The 16,445-nt window shown below is 55.7% G+C and carries 18 protein-coding genes; 14 read left to right on the top strand and 4 right to left on the bottom strand.

The genetic code is table 11. The features are described from left to right. Window positions 1-9: 9 nt before the first annotated feature. A complete protein-coding gene (gene dnaG, locus RCCS2_RS00330; protein WP_037293298.1) occupies window positions 10-1,977 on the top strand; it encodes a DNA primase in 1,968 nt (655 codons plus the stop codon). 130 nt (window positions 1,978-2,107) lie between these two features. Continuing rightward, window positions 2,108-4,090, top strand: coding sequence for an RNA polymerase sigma factor RpoD (gene rpoD, locus RCCS2_RS00325; RefSeq protein ID WP_008230448.1), 1,983 nt, complete (start codon window positions 2,108-2,110; stop codon window positions 4,088-4,090). A 26-nt stretch (window positions 4,091-4,116) separates the two neighbouring features. Here rpoD and RCCS2_RS00320 read toward each other — a convergent pair whose 3' ends face one another. Then, window positions 4,117-4,521 (bottom strand): hypothetical protein, encoded by a 405-nt coding sequence (locus RCCS2_RS00320; protein ID WP_156788384.1) that lies wholly within the window; start codon window positions 4,519-4,521, stop codon window positions 4,117-4,119. A 190-nt stretch (window positions 4,522-4,711) separates the two neighbouring features. On the opposite strand from RCCS2_RS00320, the gene RCCS2_RS00315 reads away from it, so the two are divergent. The 4 genes from RCCS2_RS00315 (at window position 4,712) to ribD (ending at window position 7,128) form a co-directional block, all read left to right on the top strand. Then, the gene (locus tag RCCS2_RS00315; RefSeq protein WP_008230445.1) at window positions 4,712-4,972 is read left to right on the top strand and encodes an HlyU family transcriptional regulator; all 261 of its coding nucleotides are present in this window, start codon (window positions 4,712-4,714) and stop codon (window positions 4,970-4,972) included. Between the two features lie 17 nt (window positions 4,973-4,989). Continuing rightward, a complete protein-coding gene (locus RCCS2_RS00310) occupies window positions 4,990-5,394 on the top strand; it encodes a secondary thiamine-phosphate synthase enzyme YjbQ (RefSeq protein WP_008230444.1) in 405 nt (134 codons plus the stop codon). 154 nt (window positions 5,395-5,548) lie between these two features. Then, a complete protein-coding gene (gene nrdR / locus RCCS2_RS00305; RefSeq protein ID WP_008230443.1) occupies window positions 5,549-6,022 on the top strand; it encodes a transcriptional regulator NrdR in 474 nt (157 codons plus the stop codon). After that, window positions 6,019-7,128 carry a bifunctional diaminohydroxyphosphoribosylaminopyrimidine deaminase/5-amino-6-(5-phosphoribosylamino)uracil reductase RibD gene (gene ribD, locus RCCS2_RS00300; protein ID WP_008230441.1) on the top strand — a complete coding sequence of 370 codons (1,110 nt, stop codon included), beginning with the start codon at window positions 6,019-6,021 and terminating at the stop codon, window positions 7,126-7,128. Before nrdR ends, ribD begins: the two co-directional genes overlap by 4 nt. Here ribD and RCCS2_RS00295 read toward each other — a convergent pair. Continuing rightward, window positions 7,125-9,119 (bottom strand): capsular polysaccharide biosynthesis protein, encoded by a 1,995-nt coding sequence (locus RCCS2_RS00295; RefSeq protein ID WP_008230440.1) that lies wholly within the window; start codon window positions 9,117-9,119, stop codon window positions 7,125-7,127. The two genes, ribD and RCCS2_RS00295, sit on opposite strands and share 4 nt — an antisense overlap. Window positions 9,120-9,129: 10 nt before the next feature. Then, complete coding sequence (locus RCCS2_RS00290) at window positions 9,130-10,425, bottom strand: capsule biosynthesis protein (protein ID WP_037293295.1); 1,296 nt, start codon at window positions 10,423-10,425, stop codon at window positions 9,130-9,132. A gap of 125 nt (window positions 10,426-10,550) precedes the next feature. Here RCCS2_RS00290 and RCCS2_RS00285 point away from each other — a divergent pair, with 125 nt between their 5' ends. The 7 genes from RCCS2_RS00285 (at window position 10,551) to RCCS2_RS00255 (ending at window position 14,539) form a co-directional block, all read left to right on the top strand. Next, window positions 10,551-11,147: a riboflavin synthase gene (locus RCCS2_RS00285; protein ID WP_008230438.1), complete on the top strand. Its 597-nt coding sequence runs from the start codon at window positions 10,551-10,553 to the stop codon at window positions 11,145-11,147. Continuing rightward, window positions 11,147-11,368: a hypothetical protein gene (locus RCCS2_RS00280; RefSeq protein ID WP_008230437.1), complete on the top strand. Its 222-nt coding sequence runs from the start codon at window positions 11,147-11,149 to the stop codon at window positions 11,366-11,368. The genes RCCS2_RS00285 and RCCS2_RS00280 overlap by 1 nt, the downstream gene beginning before the upstream one ends. Then, window positions 11,365-11,925 (top strand): hypothetical protein, encoded by a 561-nt coding sequence (locus RCCS2_RS00275; RefSeq protein WP_037293292.1) that lies wholly within the window; start codon window positions 11,365-11,367, stop codon window positions 11,923-11,925. Before RCCS2_RS00280 ends, RCCS2_RS00275 begins: the two co-directional genes overlap by 4 nt. A 100-nt stretch (window positions 11,926-12,025) precedes the next feature. Then, window positions 12,026-13,156 carry a 3,4-dihydroxy-2-butanone-4-phosphate synthase gene (gene ribB / locus RCCS2_RS00270; protein ID WP_008230435.1) on the top strand — a complete coding sequence of 377 codons (1,131 nt, stop codon included), beginning with the start codon at window positions 12,026-12,028 and terminating at the stop codon, window positions 13,154-13,156. Next, entirely contained in the window at window positions 13,156-13,695 is a 540-nt protein-coding gene (locus tag RCCS2_RS00265) for a 6,7-dimethyl-8-ribityllumazine synthase (protein ID WP_008230434.1), read from the top strand. Before ribB ends, RCCS2_RS00265 begins: the two co-directional genes overlap by 1 nt. Next, window positions 13,692-14,171, top strand: coding sequence for a transcription antitermination factor NusB (gene nusB, locus RCCS2_RS00260; RefSeq protein ID WP_008230433.1), 480 nt, complete (start codon window positions 13,692-13,694; stop codon window positions 14,169-14,171). The genes RCCS2_RS00265 and nusB overlap by 4 nt, the downstream gene beginning before the upstream one ends. Window positions 14,172-14,221: 50 nt before the next feature. Continuing rightward, window positions 14,222-14,539: a hypothetical protein gene (locus tag RCCS2_RS00255; RefSeq protein ID WP_008230432.1), complete on the top strand. Its 318-nt coding sequence runs from the start codon at window positions 14,222-14,224 to the stop codon at window positions 14,537-14,539. A 698-nt stretch (window positions 14,540-15,237) separates the two neighbouring features. Here RCCS2_RS00255 and RCCS2_RS18485 read toward each other — a convergent pair. Continuing rightward, on the bottom strand, window positions 15,238-15,384 hold the full coding sequence (locus tag RCCS2_RS18485; protein ID WP_198007018.1) for a hypothetical protein: 147 nt from the start codon (window positions 15,382-15,384) through the stop codon (window positions 15,238-15,240). Window positions 15,385-15,860: 476 nt separating this feature from the next. Here RCCS2_RS18485 and RCCS2_RS00245 point away from each other — a divergent pair, with 476 nt between their 5' ends. Beyond that, entirely contained in the window at window positions 15,861-16,334 is a 474-nt protein-coding gene (locus RCCS2_RS00245; RefSeq protein WP_008230425.1) for an MmcB family DNA repair protein, read from the top strand. The last annotated feature ends 111 nt before the right edge of the window (window positions 16,335-16,445 follow it).

Raw genomic sequence — 16,445 nt, 5'->3', positions numbered from 1 at the left:
AATGCAGTCATGAGCTTGCCACCCGGATTCTTGGATGAACTGCGCAATCGGCTGTCATTGGGGCAGGTCGTCGGACGCAAGGTCATGTGGGACACCCGCAAGTCCAATCAAGGCAAGGGTGATCTTTGGGCGCCGTGCCCGTTCCATCAGGAAAAGACCGCCAGCTTTCATGTCGATGACCGCAAGGGCTTTTATTATTGCTTTGGCTGCCACGCCAAAGGCGATGCGATCACATTTGTCCGCGAGACCGAGAATGTCGACTTTATGGAAGCCGTGAAAATTCTCGCGGCTGAGGCTGGGATGCCAGTGCCAGAGCGTGATCCGCAGGCGCAGGAAAAAGCGGATGCGCGGACGGTTCTCGTCGATGTGATGGAACAGGCGGTGCAGTACCATCGGTTGCAGTTGCAAACCGGGGCGGCAGCGGATGCGCGCGATTATCTGGAGCGGCGGGGCCTGAGTGCGGACGCACAGGCGCGCTGGGAAATTGGCTTTGCGCCACCCAATGGCGGTGTGTTGGAGCAGCTATCAGGCAAAGGCATCGATCAGAAGCTGATCATTGACGCGGGGCTGGCGGCGGAAAGTGATCGCGGCAATGGCCTATATAATCGCTTCCGTGATCGCATCATGTTTCCCATTCGTGATGCGCGGGGTCGGGCCATTGGGTTTGGTGGCCGCGCGATGGACCCGAACCACCCAGCAAAATACTACAACTCACCTGAAACCGCGCTGTTCGATAAAGGCCGCAGTCTTTTCAACCACGGACCGGCGCGAGAAGCCGCCGGGAAGGGCAAACCTTTGGTCGTGGCCGAAGGTTATATGGATGTGATTGCCCTATCCGAGGCTGGTTTTACTGCGACGGTTGCGCCGCTTGGCACCGCAATTACCGAGGATCAGCTGCGCCTGATGTGGCGGACGGCACCCGAGCCCATTATCTCGCTGGACGGGGACAAGGCGGGCCTGCGTGCGGCAATGCGGGTGATAGATATCGCATTGCCGCTGTTGGAGGCCGGCCAATCGCTGCGCTTTGCCTTGATGCCAGAAGGGTTGGACCCCGATGATCTGATCAAGGCGCAAGGGGCCGGTGCGATGCAAAAGCTGCTCGACCAAGCGATACCCATGGTGCAACTTCTTTGGCGGCGCGAAACTGAGGGGGGAACTTTTGACAGCCCGGAGCGTAAAGCGGCCCTTGAAAAGGCACTGCGCGAAAAAGTAGAGCTGATCCGCGACCCCACAATTCGCAGCCATTACGACCAGGCGCTTAAAGATATGCGCTGGGCGCTGTTTTCCAATCGCAAGGCAGCATCGGTGCGCAAGGCAGGCGGCGGTACTTGGAACTCGCGCCAGGATCCTTGGAAACGCGAGGTTAGTCCCGTTGCAACGTCACGCAGTTCGGCCCTTGCATCGGGTGCCGCCGACCAAGACCATCTGCGCGAGGCTGTGATACTTGCGACATTCATTGCAGCGCCCACTGTTGCCTCTGAGTTCGAAACGGGATTGGAGCAGATGGAGTGCCGCGATCCGATTCACCATGACTTGCAGGCCTGCCTTCTGCGTCATCTTGGCGCAGATGATCTGCGTGCCGCGATTGTTGCTGATCTGGGCGACACCCCCCTTGAAAAGCTTTTCGCGCAGAACCATGTGGCCATTAGCCCGGCAATCCGGCGGGGCGGTGACGTGGACATTGCACGGCTGTGTCTGGCCGAAGAGTTCGCGAAGCTGACGGCGCGCAGGGGTCAGGTCCGCGAAATCGAAGATGCGGTCGAAGACCTTGGCGGCGTTGCAGATGAAGGGCTTACGTGGCGTCTGGCCGAGGCGTCAAAAGCGGTCGATAGGGCCGGGCGTGGGGATGATGATGACAGTGCCGAATATGCCGTTGGCGAAAATGGCGCCTTGATGAAGAAAGATGAGCAGAGCGCCTTTGATCAACTTCTTGAACAGATTGGTTTTGCTAAGGGCGACAAGCGACCTAAGTCGTAGTTTGCGCAACAGATGGCAAGAACAATACGTGACCTGCTTGCGAATCACCTCGATGCGAGGTTGATTCGATCTTAACCGAATCAGCCGAATCACTTTGGCATGAATTTATGTATTCGAAAGGGCTTTCCGAATGGCCGCGAAAGACAATGACGACCGTAAAGATGACCAGGATGGCGATATCAGCCTGGATATGAGCCAGACCGCGGTCAAAAAGATGATCGCCGATGCCCGTGAACGTGGCTACATCACTTACGATCAGTTGAACGCGGTGCTGCCGCCCGAGCAAGTTTCGTCGGACCAAATCGAAGATGTGATGTCGATGTTGTCTGAAATGGGCATTCAGGTCACCGAAGAAGAAGAAAGCGAAGAAACCGAAGAGAACCAAGGCAACACTGCTGTGGCGACTGTTGCGGGCTCTCGTGAGGTGACGCTGGGTGGTGCCGAGGCTGAAAAGCTGGACCGTACCGATGACCCTGTGCGGATGTATTTGCGCGAAATGGGTTCGGTCGAACTGCTGTCCCGCGAAGGCGAGATCGCGATTGCCAAGCGCATTGAGGCTGGCCGCAACACGATGATCCTTGGGCTGTGCGAAAGCCCGCTGACATTTCAGGCGATTACGATCTGGCGCGACGAACTGTTGTCCGAAGATATTCTGCTGCGCGATGTGATCGACCTTGAAACCACCTTTGGCAACCAACTGGGCGAAGATGGCGAAGAAGAAACGGTTGTTGCTGCACCTGCTGCCGCCGGGACAGAGACCAAGAAGGAAGAGACACAAGAGCTTGACGCTGATGGCAACCCGATTGCCAAAGATGACGACGATGATGAAGAAGATCAGGCCAATATGTCTTTGGCTGCCATGGAAGCCGCGCTCAAGCCTCGCGTTTTGGAAACGCTTGAACTGATTGCCCGCGACTTTGCGGCATTGTCTGACATGCAAGACGCGCGGATGTCTGCGACATTGAATGAGGATTCATCCTTCTCGGACAAGCAGGAAAAAAAGTATCAAAAGCTGCGGTCCGAGATTGTGGAACTGGTGAATTCGCTTCACCTGCACAACAACCGGATCGAGGCGTTGATTGACCAGCTTTACGGCATCAACCGCCGGATCATGTCGATCGACAGCTCTATGGTGAAACTGGCTGACCAAGCCCGCATCAACCGCCGTGAGTTTATCGAGGCGTATCGCGGGCGCGAGTTGGATCCGAACTGGCTGGATGATATGGGCGAAAAGTCCGGTCGCGGCTGGCAAATGATGATCGAGAAGTCGACCGGCAAGATCGAAGAACTGCGCGGCGATATGGCTCAGGTTGGTCAGTACGTTGGCGTCGATATCACCGAATTCCGCCGCATCGTGCAGCAAGTCCAGAAGGGCGAAAAAGAAGCACGTCAAGCCAAGAAAGAAATGGTCGAGGCGAATCTGCGTTTGGTGATTTCCATTGCCAAGAAATACACGAACCGTGGCCTGCAATTCCTTGATCTTATTCAAGAAGGTAACATCGGCCTGATGAAGGCGGTTGATAAGTTTGAATATCGCCGCGGTTACAAATTCTCCACCTATGCGACATGGTGGATCCGTCAGGCGATCACCCGCTCGATTGCGGATCAGGCGCGCACGATCCGTATTCCTGTGCATATGATCGAGACGATCAACAAACTGGTCCGCACCGGGCGCCAGATGCTGCATGAAATTGGTCGCGAGCCGACACCAGAGGAATTGGCAGAAAAGCTGCAAATGCCTTTGGAAAAGGTTCGCAAGGTCATGAAGATCGCCAAAGAACCGATCAGCCTTGAGACACCAATTGGTGATGAGGAAGACAGCCAACTGGGCGACTTCATTGAGGATAAGAATGCGATCCTGCCGCTGGATTCCGCTATTCAGGAGAACCTGAAAGAGACGACGACACGGGTCCTGGCATCCCTCACACCACGCGAAGAACGCGTGCTGCGCATGCGTTTTGGCATCGGCATGAATACCGACCACACGCTTGAAGAAGTGGGCCAGCAGTTCAGCGTGACACGCGAACGTATCCGCCAGATCGAGGCGAAGGCTTTGCGTAAGTTGAAGCACCCAAGCCGGAGTAGGAAACTGCGTTCGTTCTTGGATCAGTAGGACTGACAGATTGAGCGATTGAGACGCTAACCACGCTTCTGAGCGCCACAGCTCCTTATTGCTCCGCTGAGTTCGCCAACAATGGCGGACATGGCGTCTTCGGATAGTTCCTGTTCATTCATAATGACGTTCAGGGCCGCCCGCCGCGCCTCCGCGGTTGGCCGTGATGCGGCAATGAAGTTTTGGTGGTAGAGTTCGGTGCGCGTTGGATCTTTGCTTTGCAGCCTGTCTACGACGCAGCCACACAGCCCAAATGAAACAACGTGCTCAAGAAAAGGTACGTATCGCGCAGCACCCGTGCGGTCTGCCCAGTCGTCATGGACGATATCGACACATTCATCGCGGAACTCTGCCGCTTCTGCAGTAAAATCATAACGAGACGCGTTGAAGTATTCGCGCGCAAGAACGAAAGCAAAGAATGCAGCGGTCATGATGCCGGCAACGGCCAACGCTTGTAAAATGTGCTTCATTGAGGATGATCCGGCAAATTTCCCCGATGAATAACAAATGCCCCAGCGTTGTGCACTGGGAAAACCCCATCTAAGAAGAACCGCGACAAGATATCGGCTTCTTCATATCTGGCGCGGATGTTAGTTTAGCAACACAAACACACGAGGTCCCATGGCACTTTTCTCCAAACTTTTCGGTGGCGGCAAAACACCCGAACCTCCTGCGGCGGAGACCTACAAAGACTTTGACATCACGCCTGAGCCGCAAAAGGAAAGCGGTGGTTGGCGGCTTGCGGCAAAGATCGAAAGGGATGGACAGGAGCATCTTTTAATACGCTCAGACGTTCTGCAAACCAAAGAGCAGGCGGATGACGCGTCTATTGCCAAGGCCAAGCAGATGATTGATGAGCAAGGCACGCGGCTGTTTGGTTAGCCCATTGATTGTATTTTATGCAAACACGGTTTGAGATCGCAACAAATGGCCCCGGTCTGTACGCGTTCACAGGCCCGGTGGCCAATTGGGTAAGCGGAACGGGGCTTTTGACCCTGTTTATTCAACATACATCTGCCAGCCTCCTGATCCAGGAAAATGCCGATCCTGAGGTGCAGACCGATTTGCAGAACTATTTCGCACGTTTGGTGCCACCCACGACCGACCCCAGCATGGCTTACCTTACGCATACTTACGAAGGGCCCGATGACATGCCGGCCCACATTAAGGCCGCAATGCTGCCGACGCATCTGAGTATCCCAGTCATCGATGGCAAAATGGCGTTGGGGACTTGGCAGGGCATTTACCTTTTTGAACATCGTGACAGGCCGCATCAGCGCAGCGTTATTGCGCATTTGGCGTAGCCAAAAACCGAGTCCGATCCGCAACATCAGCGCCCCGCATCTTGCGGCTGCATTTCACCTCTACCCAAAACCTACGCGCGCTCATATAGTGCCTGTGGATAAATGGGGCAGCGATACAAGCCATAGACCCCAGCAGGAACAATGAGGACTGAACATGCGTTGCCCATTTTGCGGAAATGTTGACACACAGGTCAAAGACAGCCGCCCGGCCGAAGATCACGTCGCCATTCGGCGCCGCCGTTTTTGCCCCGCCTGCGGTGGTCGTTTTACAACCTATGAACGTGTGCAATTACGCGACCTTGTGGTCATCAAAACCAACGGACGCCGCGAAGATTTTGATCGGCCAAAACTGGAACGTTCAATCCGTATTGCCCTGCAAAAGCGCCCGGTCGAACCAGAGCGTATTGATCAGATGATCAGCGGTATCGTCCGCCGTCTGGAAAGCATGGGTGAAACGGATATTCCGTCTGGGACCATTGGTGAGATCGTGATGGAAAGCCTCGCCCGTATTGATACGGTCGCTTACGTGCGTTTTGCGAGTGTTTACAAAAACTTCCAAGCCGCAGATGATTTCGATAAGTTCGTCAGTGAACTGCGCCCCGACAGCAAAGACGAAGACGACGCGTGACCCCCCAAGCGGACGCACGCTTTATGGCGCTGGCCCTGATGCTGGGGCGGCGCGGTATGGGGCGTGTCTGGCCTAATCCTGCTGTTGGTTGTGTGATCGTGAACGACTGCAACATCGTCGGTCGCGGCTGGACCGCCGATGGCGGACGCCCCCATGCAGAGGCGATTGCCTTGGCGCAGGCGGGTTCTGCGGCAGATGGTGCTACCGTGTATGTCACGCTGGAACCTTGTGCCCATCATGGCAAAACCCCGCCCTGTTCCAATGCGCTGATCAAGGCCAATGTCGCCCGGGTGGTTATCGCAGCGGATGATCCGGACGAACGTGTCAATGGTCGCGGTATTGCGATGCTGCGTGATGCAGGCGTGCAAGTGGATTGTGGCGTGGGCAACAAAGCGGCCGCGCGCGACCATGCGGGGTTCCTGTCGCGCATTACACAAGGACGGCCCTTTGTGACGCTAAAGCTGGCTGGCACGCTTGATGGCCGTATCGCAACGGCGACCGGTGAAAGTCAGTGGATCACCGGACCAGAGGCGCGGCGCATGGTTCATATGATGCGTGCGCGCCATGATGCCGTGATGGTCGGGGCAGGGACGGTGCGGGCCGATGATCCGTCGCTGACGGTGCGTGGTCTGGGGATTGTCCATCAGCCAGTGCGGGTTGTGGTTTCGCGGGCACTGAAAATTCCGGTTACCAGCCAATTGGCACAAACCGCGCGGGATACGCCGGTATGGCTTTGCCACGGGCCAGAGGCTGATGTTGCGGGCTGGACCGCAAAAGGGGCCGTCAGCTTGCCCTGTGCCACCGCTGCCAACCAAGTGGACCCGCATGCGATCATGACTACATTGGCCGACCAGGGGATCACCCGCGTTTTTTGCGAAGGCGGGGGTATGTTTGCGGCCTCGCTGTTGAACGCGGGTTTGGTCGATCAGTTGGTTGTCTTTTCTGCCGGGGCTGCAATTGGGGCAGAAGGCACGCCCATGCTGGCGGCGATGGGCGTTGATCAATTGATCGGCGCGCCACGTTTTGCATTGGAAAGCGTCAGACCCATTGGCGGCGATATTTGTCATGTCTGGTCCAAGTCACCCGGTGACGAGATCGAACCCTAACGCCATAAAAACGCATAGCTGGCAAAGACACCTTGAAGTTTTGCAAGGCTGCGGTTGAACAGCCCTGCCTTGGGCAAGTCGTTGTTTTCAATACGGTCTACGATCACTTCAACCGGGCATGGCAATCCGGTCACAGGATCGCGGTAGCGCGGATAAGCGATCAATGTGGCGTGCACCAAAGCTGGCAGATCAATACGTGCCTGCCTGCGCTCAATCGGCATGGCCCGGTCATCGGTTAATCCCCAACCGGCGTAGAAGGGGGTGCCAAGACAGGTCACTTTCTTGGCGCGCAACAAGGCTTCAAACCCCAGTAAGGACGTCATCGTCCAAACCTCATCCACCGCTTCAATGGCGTCGATGGGGTCTGCCTTGGTCAGAACAACATCAGCCAGTTCGGCAGCATTAGGGACACGGCCCGGGCGCAATCCGGCTTCGACGTCGGGGTGTGGTTTATAGATAATCACAGCCGCGGGATTGGCCTTGCGTGTGATTTCCAACAGCGTAAGGTTATCGGCCACCTCTGATGTGCCAAGCTTTATGGATGCGTCATCTTCGACCTGCCCGGGCACGAGGATACGGCGGCCCTTGGGCAGTTCCGGCAGTGGTTTGGTCGTCAGGTTATATTTTGAAAGCCGTGCCTCAATGATCCTGTCAATCAATGCGGTTGCGCGCAGCCGTGCACTTTCATTCAATTTGTCCGAGGTATTGATCAGGTTTTCAAGCAGGCTGGGTCGGGTCGCATCGTAATAGATACCGGTGTCGTCTAACACGAGGCTAAGTGGGTCGATCAGATCAGCCCCCAGACCGCGTGAGCGCAAAAAACCGTCTTCTATCAAAATCGCATCATCAGCCGGTGCTGTGGCCCACCGCATCAGGCGGCGTTCCTTTGCATCTGCACGGGCTTTTGCCTTTTTGCCTGACACGAAGGAAACAGGACGCGGGGTGCCAAAAAACGCTTGCAGCGGCTTGCGCTTCCACATCCGCATATCGGCAGCCACCCAGCCAACGTAATCATCCCGCCATGCGTTGGCCGCGACTGTCAGTGTCGCTGCGGCCTCTTCATAGCTGCACAATCTGTCATGAAACGGGTCGTACCATGTAGGGTAAAGGATCATCGCACCTGCAAAAAGCTGCGCGCGCGTCAGGTTGCGCTGGCGTCGTTGCACAGGGGTTCGATCATCGCTTAACCCCCATCCACAGTAGAAAGGTTGTCCGAACACAACCGGCTTATGTCCAGCCAAGATCGCCTCGAACCCCAGTTGTGAGCTTACGGTATAGACCGCGATTGCGCCATCCAGAAGCGCCCAGGGCGATACATTATGGTCTGCGAACGCAATCTGGGCGCTGCTGTCTTTTTGTGTGAAATATCCTTGGCGGTGCCCTGCTACCATTTCCGGGTGCGATTTGATGATAATCTGCGTGCCGGGATGTTCGGTCTGGGCATAGAACAGCATTTCGCGAAAGGTGTTGCTGTCGGCACCGCAGACTTTGATCGACGCGTCCTGTCTGGATTGATCAATCACCAAGACATATCCCGGTTCAGGCGCTGGCAAGGCTGGATCAAAGCGATTGTATTTTGAAATATGATCCGATTTCAGGGCTGCAATACCGGCACGTGCACGGTTTAGAAGCGCGGTGTTATCAAGCGGATCTTCGGTCAAGATAATCTCAAGATCGGATGGCGTTTTGGGATCATAATGCGCGCCCTTGCGATCAATATTCAGCCCGATGGGGGGATAGCCATCCCGGCCCAGACCGACAGAGCGTAGAAAGCTGTCTTCAATGCGCAACAAGGGACTGTTCTTGATCTCGGCCATCGCCTCACCGCGCGGGGATGTGGGGCTGTGACCCCAGACGCCGACCAGATCACCGTCGCCGGGCGCACCGATTTTGATGTTATAACCCGCCAGTTCAATAATGCGCCTGACGCGGCCTTTGGTCAGCAGGCCGCCGTTATAGACATAAAGGTTTTGGCGCGCATCTTGTGTCATCTATTGTTAACTATGGCACAGCCGTGTCGCGTACAACGCGCAATGGCGGGACCCCACCCGTTTGTTGGGCAAGCAAGGCATCATAAGGGTCTTGGTCATCCAGCATTCTGTCGACCAGTTCGCGCAACAGCTGTTGCCGGCCTGAAGCAGAATAAAAGCCACCTGGGACCTGACTGGTTTCCAAAAGAAACTGCCGATATTCGCGGTAAGCCTGCGCATCAGGGCGCTGTGGTGCGGCAAAGAATGCTGGCAAAGGCTGGTCCGACACAAACTCTGGTTTTGAAAAAACCGCCGTGCCAAACGCCTTTAGCGGAATACCGCGCCAAAGCGCTTGTTGACCGGACGTCGAATTGACCGTCACCGCAGAGCGGGCATCGTTCAGGATTTGCGCCAGCTTACCCCCACGCAGATAATGCGTGCGGGTGGCGATACCTTGTTCGGCTGCAATCCGACGGATCATCTGGCGAAGCGGTGATTGACCATTTTCCAAAGGGTGCGCTTTGAACACAAGATGATGGTGGGCTGGGGCCCCATCGGCAAAGCCGACGATCACCTCGGTGATGAAAGATTGCATGTTTGCAAATGATGAATGCGCCTGAAAACTGGCATCATGTTCCAACTGCAGCAGGGCTATGTGATAGGGGTATCCTCCGGCCCTGATCCGATGCGTCGCCCAACGCCTGTGCAGCCCCATGACAGGCATCAACAACAGGCGCTTGGTATAAAGCAACGCCTCTTGGTGTACTGGCAGGGCGCGATGCGGTTTGAAACCGGGATAGCGCCTGTTTCGGAACATCACGAACCAATGATAGGCGGCGCCATAAAAAATATGCTGGCGCATATCGCCCCAATGGGCCGGTGGTGTCGGCATGTCGATGTCAGAGCGCGCCAGACGGTCGCGCATATCCGCCACCGAAAAATCCATGAGGCGCGAATGGCCGTTGCTGCCGCCACGTTCGTAAGTGACCCAATAAGGGCGCAGATAGCCTTCCTCAAACACATGGACCCGCAGACCAAGCGCTTTGGCTTGCTGCACGGCTTCGGCATGGATTGGACGGGTATCGCCATACAGCACAATATCGGTGATCGCGTGTTCAGTAATAATTTGGGCCAATGTGACGGGCCAGTCAGCTGCATCACCCTGAAACGGAATGTACCCGGACGCACGCCCCCAAAAAGCCGCGTCGCCTGCATTAAACCCCACGCGCCAGATGGTAGCGTCTGCCTTGCGCAGCATATCACCCAACTGGCGAAAGAACGGACCATGCGGGCCTTGCAGGAAAAGATAGGCTTTGGCGTGTGACATCAGGGCAATCTTGAACAAACAGATATACCTTACTGCCTTGAATAGGGCATTCTGGCAAGCCTGCGGCTTGTCGGGGTCGTTCTGAAACGCTAGGTCAGAGGCAATGACATAAGGGACCATCAGGCATGTTCACAGGAATTATCACAGACATTGGCAAAGTGTTGGAACTGGAACAACGCGGCGATCTGCGTGCGCGGATTGGGACCGGCTATGATATCGGGGGGATCGATATTGGCGCGTCAATCGCGTGCAACGGGGTCTGCCTGACTGTAATCGCGCTGGGCAGCGCGCCGCAGAACTGGTTCGATGTAGAAATTTCGGCTGAAACCGTGGGTGCAACAAATGTGGGCGACTGGGCTTTGGGCGTGCGTCTGAACCTTGAGCGCGCACTGAAGGTCGGGGATGAACTGGGCGGACACATTGTGTCGGGCCATGTCGATGGTGTGGCCGAGGTCGTCGCGATGACGGATGAAGGCGACAGCACGCGCGTGACCTTCCGTACGCCCGGCGATCTTGCCAAATTTATTGCGCCCAAAGGATCTGTCGCGCTTAATGGCACCTCGCTGACGGTCAACGAAGTGGATGGCGTCGATTTTGGGATCAACTTTATCCCGCATACCAAGGCAGCCACGACTTGGGGCGATACAAGTGTCGGTGATCACATCAATCTCGAAATTGATACGATGGCGCGTTACGTGGCCCGACTGCGGGACTATGGCTGATGAAACCGTTGGTCCTTGCGTCAATTGAAGATGCGTCAGGGGACCGTTGTGTCGATATCATCCGCCTATCCGATGGGCAGTTTGCCTATCGTGAATGCAGGCGCGATCCCGAAGACGGGCATGGCTGGCGTTATTTGTCGGCTGCGCCGCCTGCGATATTTGACAGCGAAGATGCCGCGCGCAAAGCTGCGATGCGCGATATCGGATGGATGATGGAATGACGGCAGGTATAGGACATAACGCGGGCCGGGTGGATGAGCCGGGCAAAAGCTGGCGCAAACATGTATGGACGAAGGCCCGTAAAGACCTGCTGCCAACGTTGCCCATCGAAGTTGTACGCCTGCGGGTGCGGCGCGCGGCAGAGTTGGGTCTCCCCTATCAGACCTATGCCGGGATCAGGGCAAGTTCTGGTCATGATCTGATTGGCTTTCTTTTCTCGAACAACGCTTTGCAGGTCTTGCGGGACGGGCAGGTGATGCCGCCAGCGAGGGCTGAAAAGCTTGCTGGATTGGCCCGGACGCAGTGTACCGGTGTCGCACATCGGCCGGTGACGCCAACACATCTGGGCAATCTACCGGGGCTTTTGGGCGCATATGCGGCCCCGGCCTTTAACGCCAGTTGGGCTGATATGCGGGATCAAATGCGCGCCATGATTACCGCGCGTGGATACCCTGCGGACCGTTTTGTGATCGTCGGTGATACAGCGTTTGAACGTGAGTGGGCGGAAGCGGCACGCACCGCAGGCTATTTGCAGGCAGATCAGTTCTTTTCAAAGTAAGGTGGATCATGATCCACCTTACGTCACAGCGTCCTTAGTTACTTTCCAAAGCCCCTGCACTGGGCTATCTGCCTTTGGCAACACCGCTGCGGAGACACCCATGAACAGTGCATTCGAAACCCCCGGCCCAGTCGAACAAGACTGGTCTGATGCGATTAGCAAGATCGAGGACATCATCGAAGACGCCCGCAACGGCAAGATGTTTGTGCTGGTCGATCATGAAGACCGCGAAAACGAGGGTGATCTTGTGATCCCGGCCCAAATGGCAACACCGGATGCGATTAATTTCATGGCCAAGCATGGCCGCGGTTTGATCTGCCTGACGTTGCCCGGCGAACGCATTGATGCGCTGGGTCTACCGTTGATGGCCTCGCATAACTCGTCCCGCCATGAAACCGCCTTTACCGTCAGCATTGAGGCGCGTGAGGGCGTCAGCACCGGCATATCCGCCCATGACCGGGCGCGCACTGTTGCGACGGCGATTGATGCCTCCAAAGGTGCGGCTGATATTGCCACCCCCGGTCACGTCTTTCCGCTGCGCGCCCGCGACGGTGGCGTGCTAGTGCGTGCGGGCCATACCGAAGCAGCCGTTGATATTTCCCGCCTTGCTGGCCTGAACCCATCGGGTGTGATCTGCGAGATCATGAAAGAAGATGGCGAAATGGCGCGCTTGCCGGACCTGATTGCCTTTGCCCAGCTACACAACCTCAAGATCGGCACGATCAGTGACCTGATCGCCTATCGCCGCCGCCATGACAATTTGGTGCGAGTTCGCGAAACCAGTACCATCCAGTCAGAGTTTGGCGGCGCATGGGAATTGCGCATCTACACCGATGAAACCCAAGGGGCTGAGCACATCGCGCTGATCAAAGGCGATATCACAACGGATGGACCTGTTTTGGTGCGTATGCACGCGATGGACCCAATGCTGGACGTCGTTGGCGTTGGTCCCAACGGGCGGCGGGACGAGTTTGGTGATGCGATGAAGCTGATCGCGGATGAAGGCCGCGGGGCGTTGGTGTTGTTGCGCGATGTGCATATGAAGCTGGATCCGAGCGAAGAAGCCTCACCACAAACGTTGCGCCAGTATGGGTTGGGCGCGCAGATCCTCAGCTCGCTTGGCCTGCATGAAATCGAACTATTGACGAACTCACCCCAACCCAAGGTGGTTGGCCTTGATGCTTACGGGCTAGAAATCGTCGGTACGCGCAAAATCTCGGAGATCGGATAATGGCCGGACCATCCCACTACATCATGCCGCTGCCTGAGTTTGATAAACCGGTGAAGATTCTGATCGTGGCCTCGCCCTACTACAAAGATATCTCGGATAATCAGATTGCCGGGGCAAAGTCAGAAATTGAAAAGGCAGGTGCGACATGGGATCTGGTCGAAGTCCCCGGCGCACTGGAAATCCCGACGGCCATCGGGATTGCCGAACGGATGAGCAACTTTGACGGCTACGTGGCCTTGGGCTGCGTGATCCGGGGCGAGACGACCCATTATGACACGGTTTGCAACGACAGCAGCCGCGCGATCCAATTGCTGGGGTTACAGGGGCTTTGCATCGGCAATGGTATCCTGACGGTCGAGAACCGCGCCCAAGCTGAGGTGCGCGCTAACCCGGGCGAGATGAACAAAGGCGGCGGTGCCGCCGCTGCGGCCTTGCACCTGATCGCACTCGCCCGTAAGTGGGGCAAAGCCGAGAAAACCGTGGGGTTCACCCGCGAAATTCTGATGGCTGGCGATACGGACAATAAGACCACCATATGACCCTTTCGAACAACAAAAAGCGCAAGATGAAATCGGCCGCCCGGCTTTATGCTGTTCAGGCGCTGTTCCAGATGGAGGCGTCGGGCCAGACGGTCGATCAGGTCACGCGCGAGTTTGAAGATCATCGGCTGGGTGCCGTCTATGACGAAGGTGAGATGACCGAAGGCGATGTGGATACCTTTCGCGCGCTGATGGAAAAGGCGGTCGATGATCAGGCCGCGATTGACCAGTTGACTGACCGTGCGCTGGTTGCCAAATGGCCGATTGCCCGGATTGACCCGACGTGGCGCGCGCTTTTCCGTGCGGCGGGGGCTGAGCTGACGCTTCAGGACACGCCGCCCAAGGTGGTCATCAGTGAATTTGTGAGTGTCGCCGAGGCATTTTCCGCAGATGGCAAAGAGCCGAAATTCGTCAACGCTGTGCTGGATCACATGGCACGCGAAGCCCAGCCAGAAGCGTTTAACCGCACATCGTGATTTGCCATCAGGCATCCGCCGCCTATGCTTAATGGTCAGGAGGATCGCAAATGCGTCCAGAAAATGAACCCGATTTAATGCGTCTTTATCTGCGGCACTGTGCTGTCGGGTTTGTGCTGTCTGCTGTATTTGTGGCGCTTATCCTTTGGCAGAACGTGGCCGGGCTGGGATCGCTGATCGCGGGTTCAGACATTGGTTGGCTTGCGATCCTGCTATTGTGGTTCTTCAACGGCACCATCTTTGGTAGTGTACAATTTGCCATCGTGATCATGTCACAAGCCGAGGATGATGATGACGATGATGACGATTTCCGAGGGCCGCTGATCCCTATACGCGTGTCGGCTCAGGCGGGGTCCAGGCGCCGCTAGGTTTTGCGATGGACAATGGCTGACTAACGACGAAAAATTGGGCAAATAAACCAGAGTTATATGCTTTTATGCCTTTAGTTTGCTGACAAACCCCTGATCTTCAATCATTTATTTGCCTGTGCGTGCCGCCCCTAGCAGCGCGCACGACAACACTATTTGGACATGGCAGATAGATGACACGGTTTGAACCTATCGACGCAGAAGGCCTCAATCAGAAGGCTGTGGAGCAAACGAAACTACGTAAAAAAATTCGCGACGATCGTATTTATCAGTCGCGCACAATCCCACCTTTTCCAACGCCAAGACCGGCGCGCGCCGTTGCATTGGATCAGGTGCATGTGACTTCGACATTCTTGGGGACAGTACAGCAGTCATTCAATAATCTAGGTACATACACGCGGCGTATTCTACGCAAAAAAAAGGACCGCGCTAATTTCAACCAGAAAACTATGACGACACGCCCAGCCGTCAAACCTGATTTGAGAAGTGACGGGGACCACGGCAACCGTAGAGGTAGCTAATCCTGAGGACCTGTAAGTACAGGTGGGCGCCAGGTAAACGGACCAGGATCCGAACAGAGCCAGCCCCCGAGGATTTGCGTAAGGCCGCTGGATTTGTACCTATGGTATACGAGAGGCGCAGAGCCCGTCGCCCAACAGGTAGGCGGGCGGGGGATAAAGGACAAGGCCTTCAGCTAATTATTCCTCGATGTCGCCACGGATCAGCCAGCCTTTTGCGCCGACCATTTCGGCAGGGGCGTAACCAAGCAGCAGACGCTCGGCCAGACCAATAAACAGAAGGGCCATGGATACTTCAAAAAAAGTGATATTCGTAAACAGTGACATTGGCCGCATTCCCTTGTTGCTTGGTTTAAGTTTTAGGTAATGAAGCTGCCGAAAAGATGACGATCCTTTGGCTTTTGACCCGGTGACCTAGCGTCAAACGTCTGGTTTGTGTCACAAAGCTGTCTCGATTAGATGAACCGAATATGACAAAGTTTTCGTAAATATCTGTAATCATATCGAAAAATATTGGCAGGGTTGCCAATAGCAGGTCTTGCCGCGTCATTGTTTCGATGGCCCTTATCCGGCTTCAATCCACTTCATATAGCATGCAGCGAATCTTGCATCTGTGCCAGGTGATCATGCCAGCCTTTATCCAACGCCAATGTCTCGGTGGACTTGTGAAACTATAGCGTCAGCTTGTGTGGGTCAGTCAGATACGCCCAGACGTCAGCTTGACTAGCTTTGCGAAACCATGTGGCATCACGTGAAGTGATTTTATCTTGCGTTTTGTTCACGTATTGTTCAGGGTATTGTGCATGCCAGATGATCACGACACCAATCGCCTGATGCCCGGCCAATTGCTGGCCCGTGGCGTGTCGCGTGCGCTGCGCAGCCATGATTTTGTCAGTGTTGAGGAACTGACGCCGACTTCCGGTTTACGGGTCGACGTCATGGCGTTGGGGCCAAAAGGCGAGGTTTGGATCATTGAATGCAAGTCCAGTCGCGCCGATTTTCAGTCCGACCATAAATGGCAAGGTTATCTGGAATGGTGCGACCGTTTCTTTTGGGCCGTCGATAGCGATTTCCCGACAGAGCTGTTGCCGGATGATACCGGCCTGATCATCGCCGACGCCTATGATGCCGAAATTATCCGCATGGGGCCTGAAGCAAAGCTGGCAGCGGCGCGGCGCAAGGTCATGGTCCAGAAATTTGCGCGCCATGCCGCGGTACGTGCACAGGCGGCGCGTGATCCGGGGTTTGTTGGTTTAGTCCCTTATAGTCTGGTTTAGTCCCTTATAGTCTGGTTTGAGTGCATTTTAAAGAATGCTGCGCGGTATATGAATATCAGTACTGTCGCTACTTTCATTCTAGGCTGCAGTTGGGCTTTGGTATTTTCGAGA

Origin of the sequence: Roseobacter sp. CCS2 (assembly GCF_000169435.1) — a bacterium.
GTDB lineage: Bacteria > Pseudomonadota > Alphaproteobacteria > Rhodobacterales > Rhodobacteraceae > Yoonia.
The sequence above is the reverse complement of the archived record's forward strand: the minus strand, read 5'-3'. Positions and strand labels throughout refer to the sequence as shown.

Bases quoted from the DNA above. Each gene is read 5' to 3' on its own strand.
- dnaG (WP_037293298.1), top strand. From the start codon at position 10: ATGAGCTTGCCACCCGGATTCTTGGATGAACTGCGCAATCGGCTGTCA.
- rpoD (WP_008230448.1), top strand. From the start codon at position 2,108: ATGGCCGCGAAAGACAATGACGACCGTAAAGATGACCAGGATGGCGAT.
- RCCS2_RS00320 (WP_156788384.1), bottom strand. From the start codon at position 4,521: ATGACCGCTGCATTCTTTGCTTTCGTTCTTGCGCGCGAATACTTCAAC.
- RCCS2_RS00315 (WP_008230445.1), top strand. From the start codon at position 4,712: ATGGCACTTTTCTCCAAACTTTTCGGTGGCGGCAAAACACCCGAACCT.
- RCCS2_RS00310 (WP_008230444.1), top strand. From the start codon at position 4,990: ATGCAAACACGGTTTGAGATCGCAACAAATGGCCCCGGTCTGTACGCG.
- nrdR (WP_008230443.1), top strand. From the start codon at position 5,549: ATGCGTTGCCCATTTTGCGGAAATGTTGACACACAGGTCAAAGACAGC.
- RCCS2_RS00295 (WP_008230440.1), bottom strand. From the start codon at position 9,119: ATGACACAAGATGCGCGCCAAAACCTTTATGTCTATAACGGCGGCCTG.
- RCCS2_RS00290 (WP_037293295.1), bottom strand. From the start codon at position 10,425: ATGTCACACGCCAAAGCCTATCTTTTCCTGCAAGGCCCGCATGGTCCG.
- RCCS2_RS00285 (WP_008230438.1), top strand. From the start codon at position 10,551: ATGTTCACAGGAATTATCACAGACATTGGCAAAGTGTTGGAACTGGAA.
- RCCS2_RS00280 (WP_008230437.1), top strand. From the start codon at position 11,147: ATGAAACCGTTGGTCCTTGCGTCAATTGAAGATGCGTCAGGGGACCGT.
- RCCS2_RS00275 (WP_037293292.1), top strand. From the start codon at position 11,365: ATGACGGCAGGTATAGGACATAACGCGGGCCGGGTGGATGAGCCGGGC.
- ribB (WP_008230435.1), top strand. From the start codon at position 12,026: ATGAACAGTGCATTCGAAACCCCCGGCCCAGTCGAACAAGACTGGTCT.
- RCCS2_RS00265 (WP_008230434.1), top strand. From the start codon at position 13,156: ATGGCCGGACCATCCCACTACATCATGCCGCTGCCTGAGTTTGATAAA.
- nusB (WP_008230433.1), top strand. From the start codon at position 13,692: ATGACCCTTTCGAACAACAAAAAGCGCAAGATGAAATCGGCCGCCCGG.
- RCCS2_RS00255 (WP_008230432.1), top strand. From the start codon at position 14,222: ATGCGTCCAGAAAATGAACCCGATTTAATGCGTCTTTATCTGCGGCAC.
- RCCS2_RS18485 (WP_198007018.1), bottom strand. From the start codon at position 15,384: ATGTCACTGTTTACGAATATCACTTTTTTTGAAGTATCCATGGCCCTT.
- RCCS2_RS00245 (WP_008230425.1), top strand. From the start codon at position 15,861: ATGCCAGATGATCACGACACCAATCGCCTGATGCCCGGCCAATTGCTG.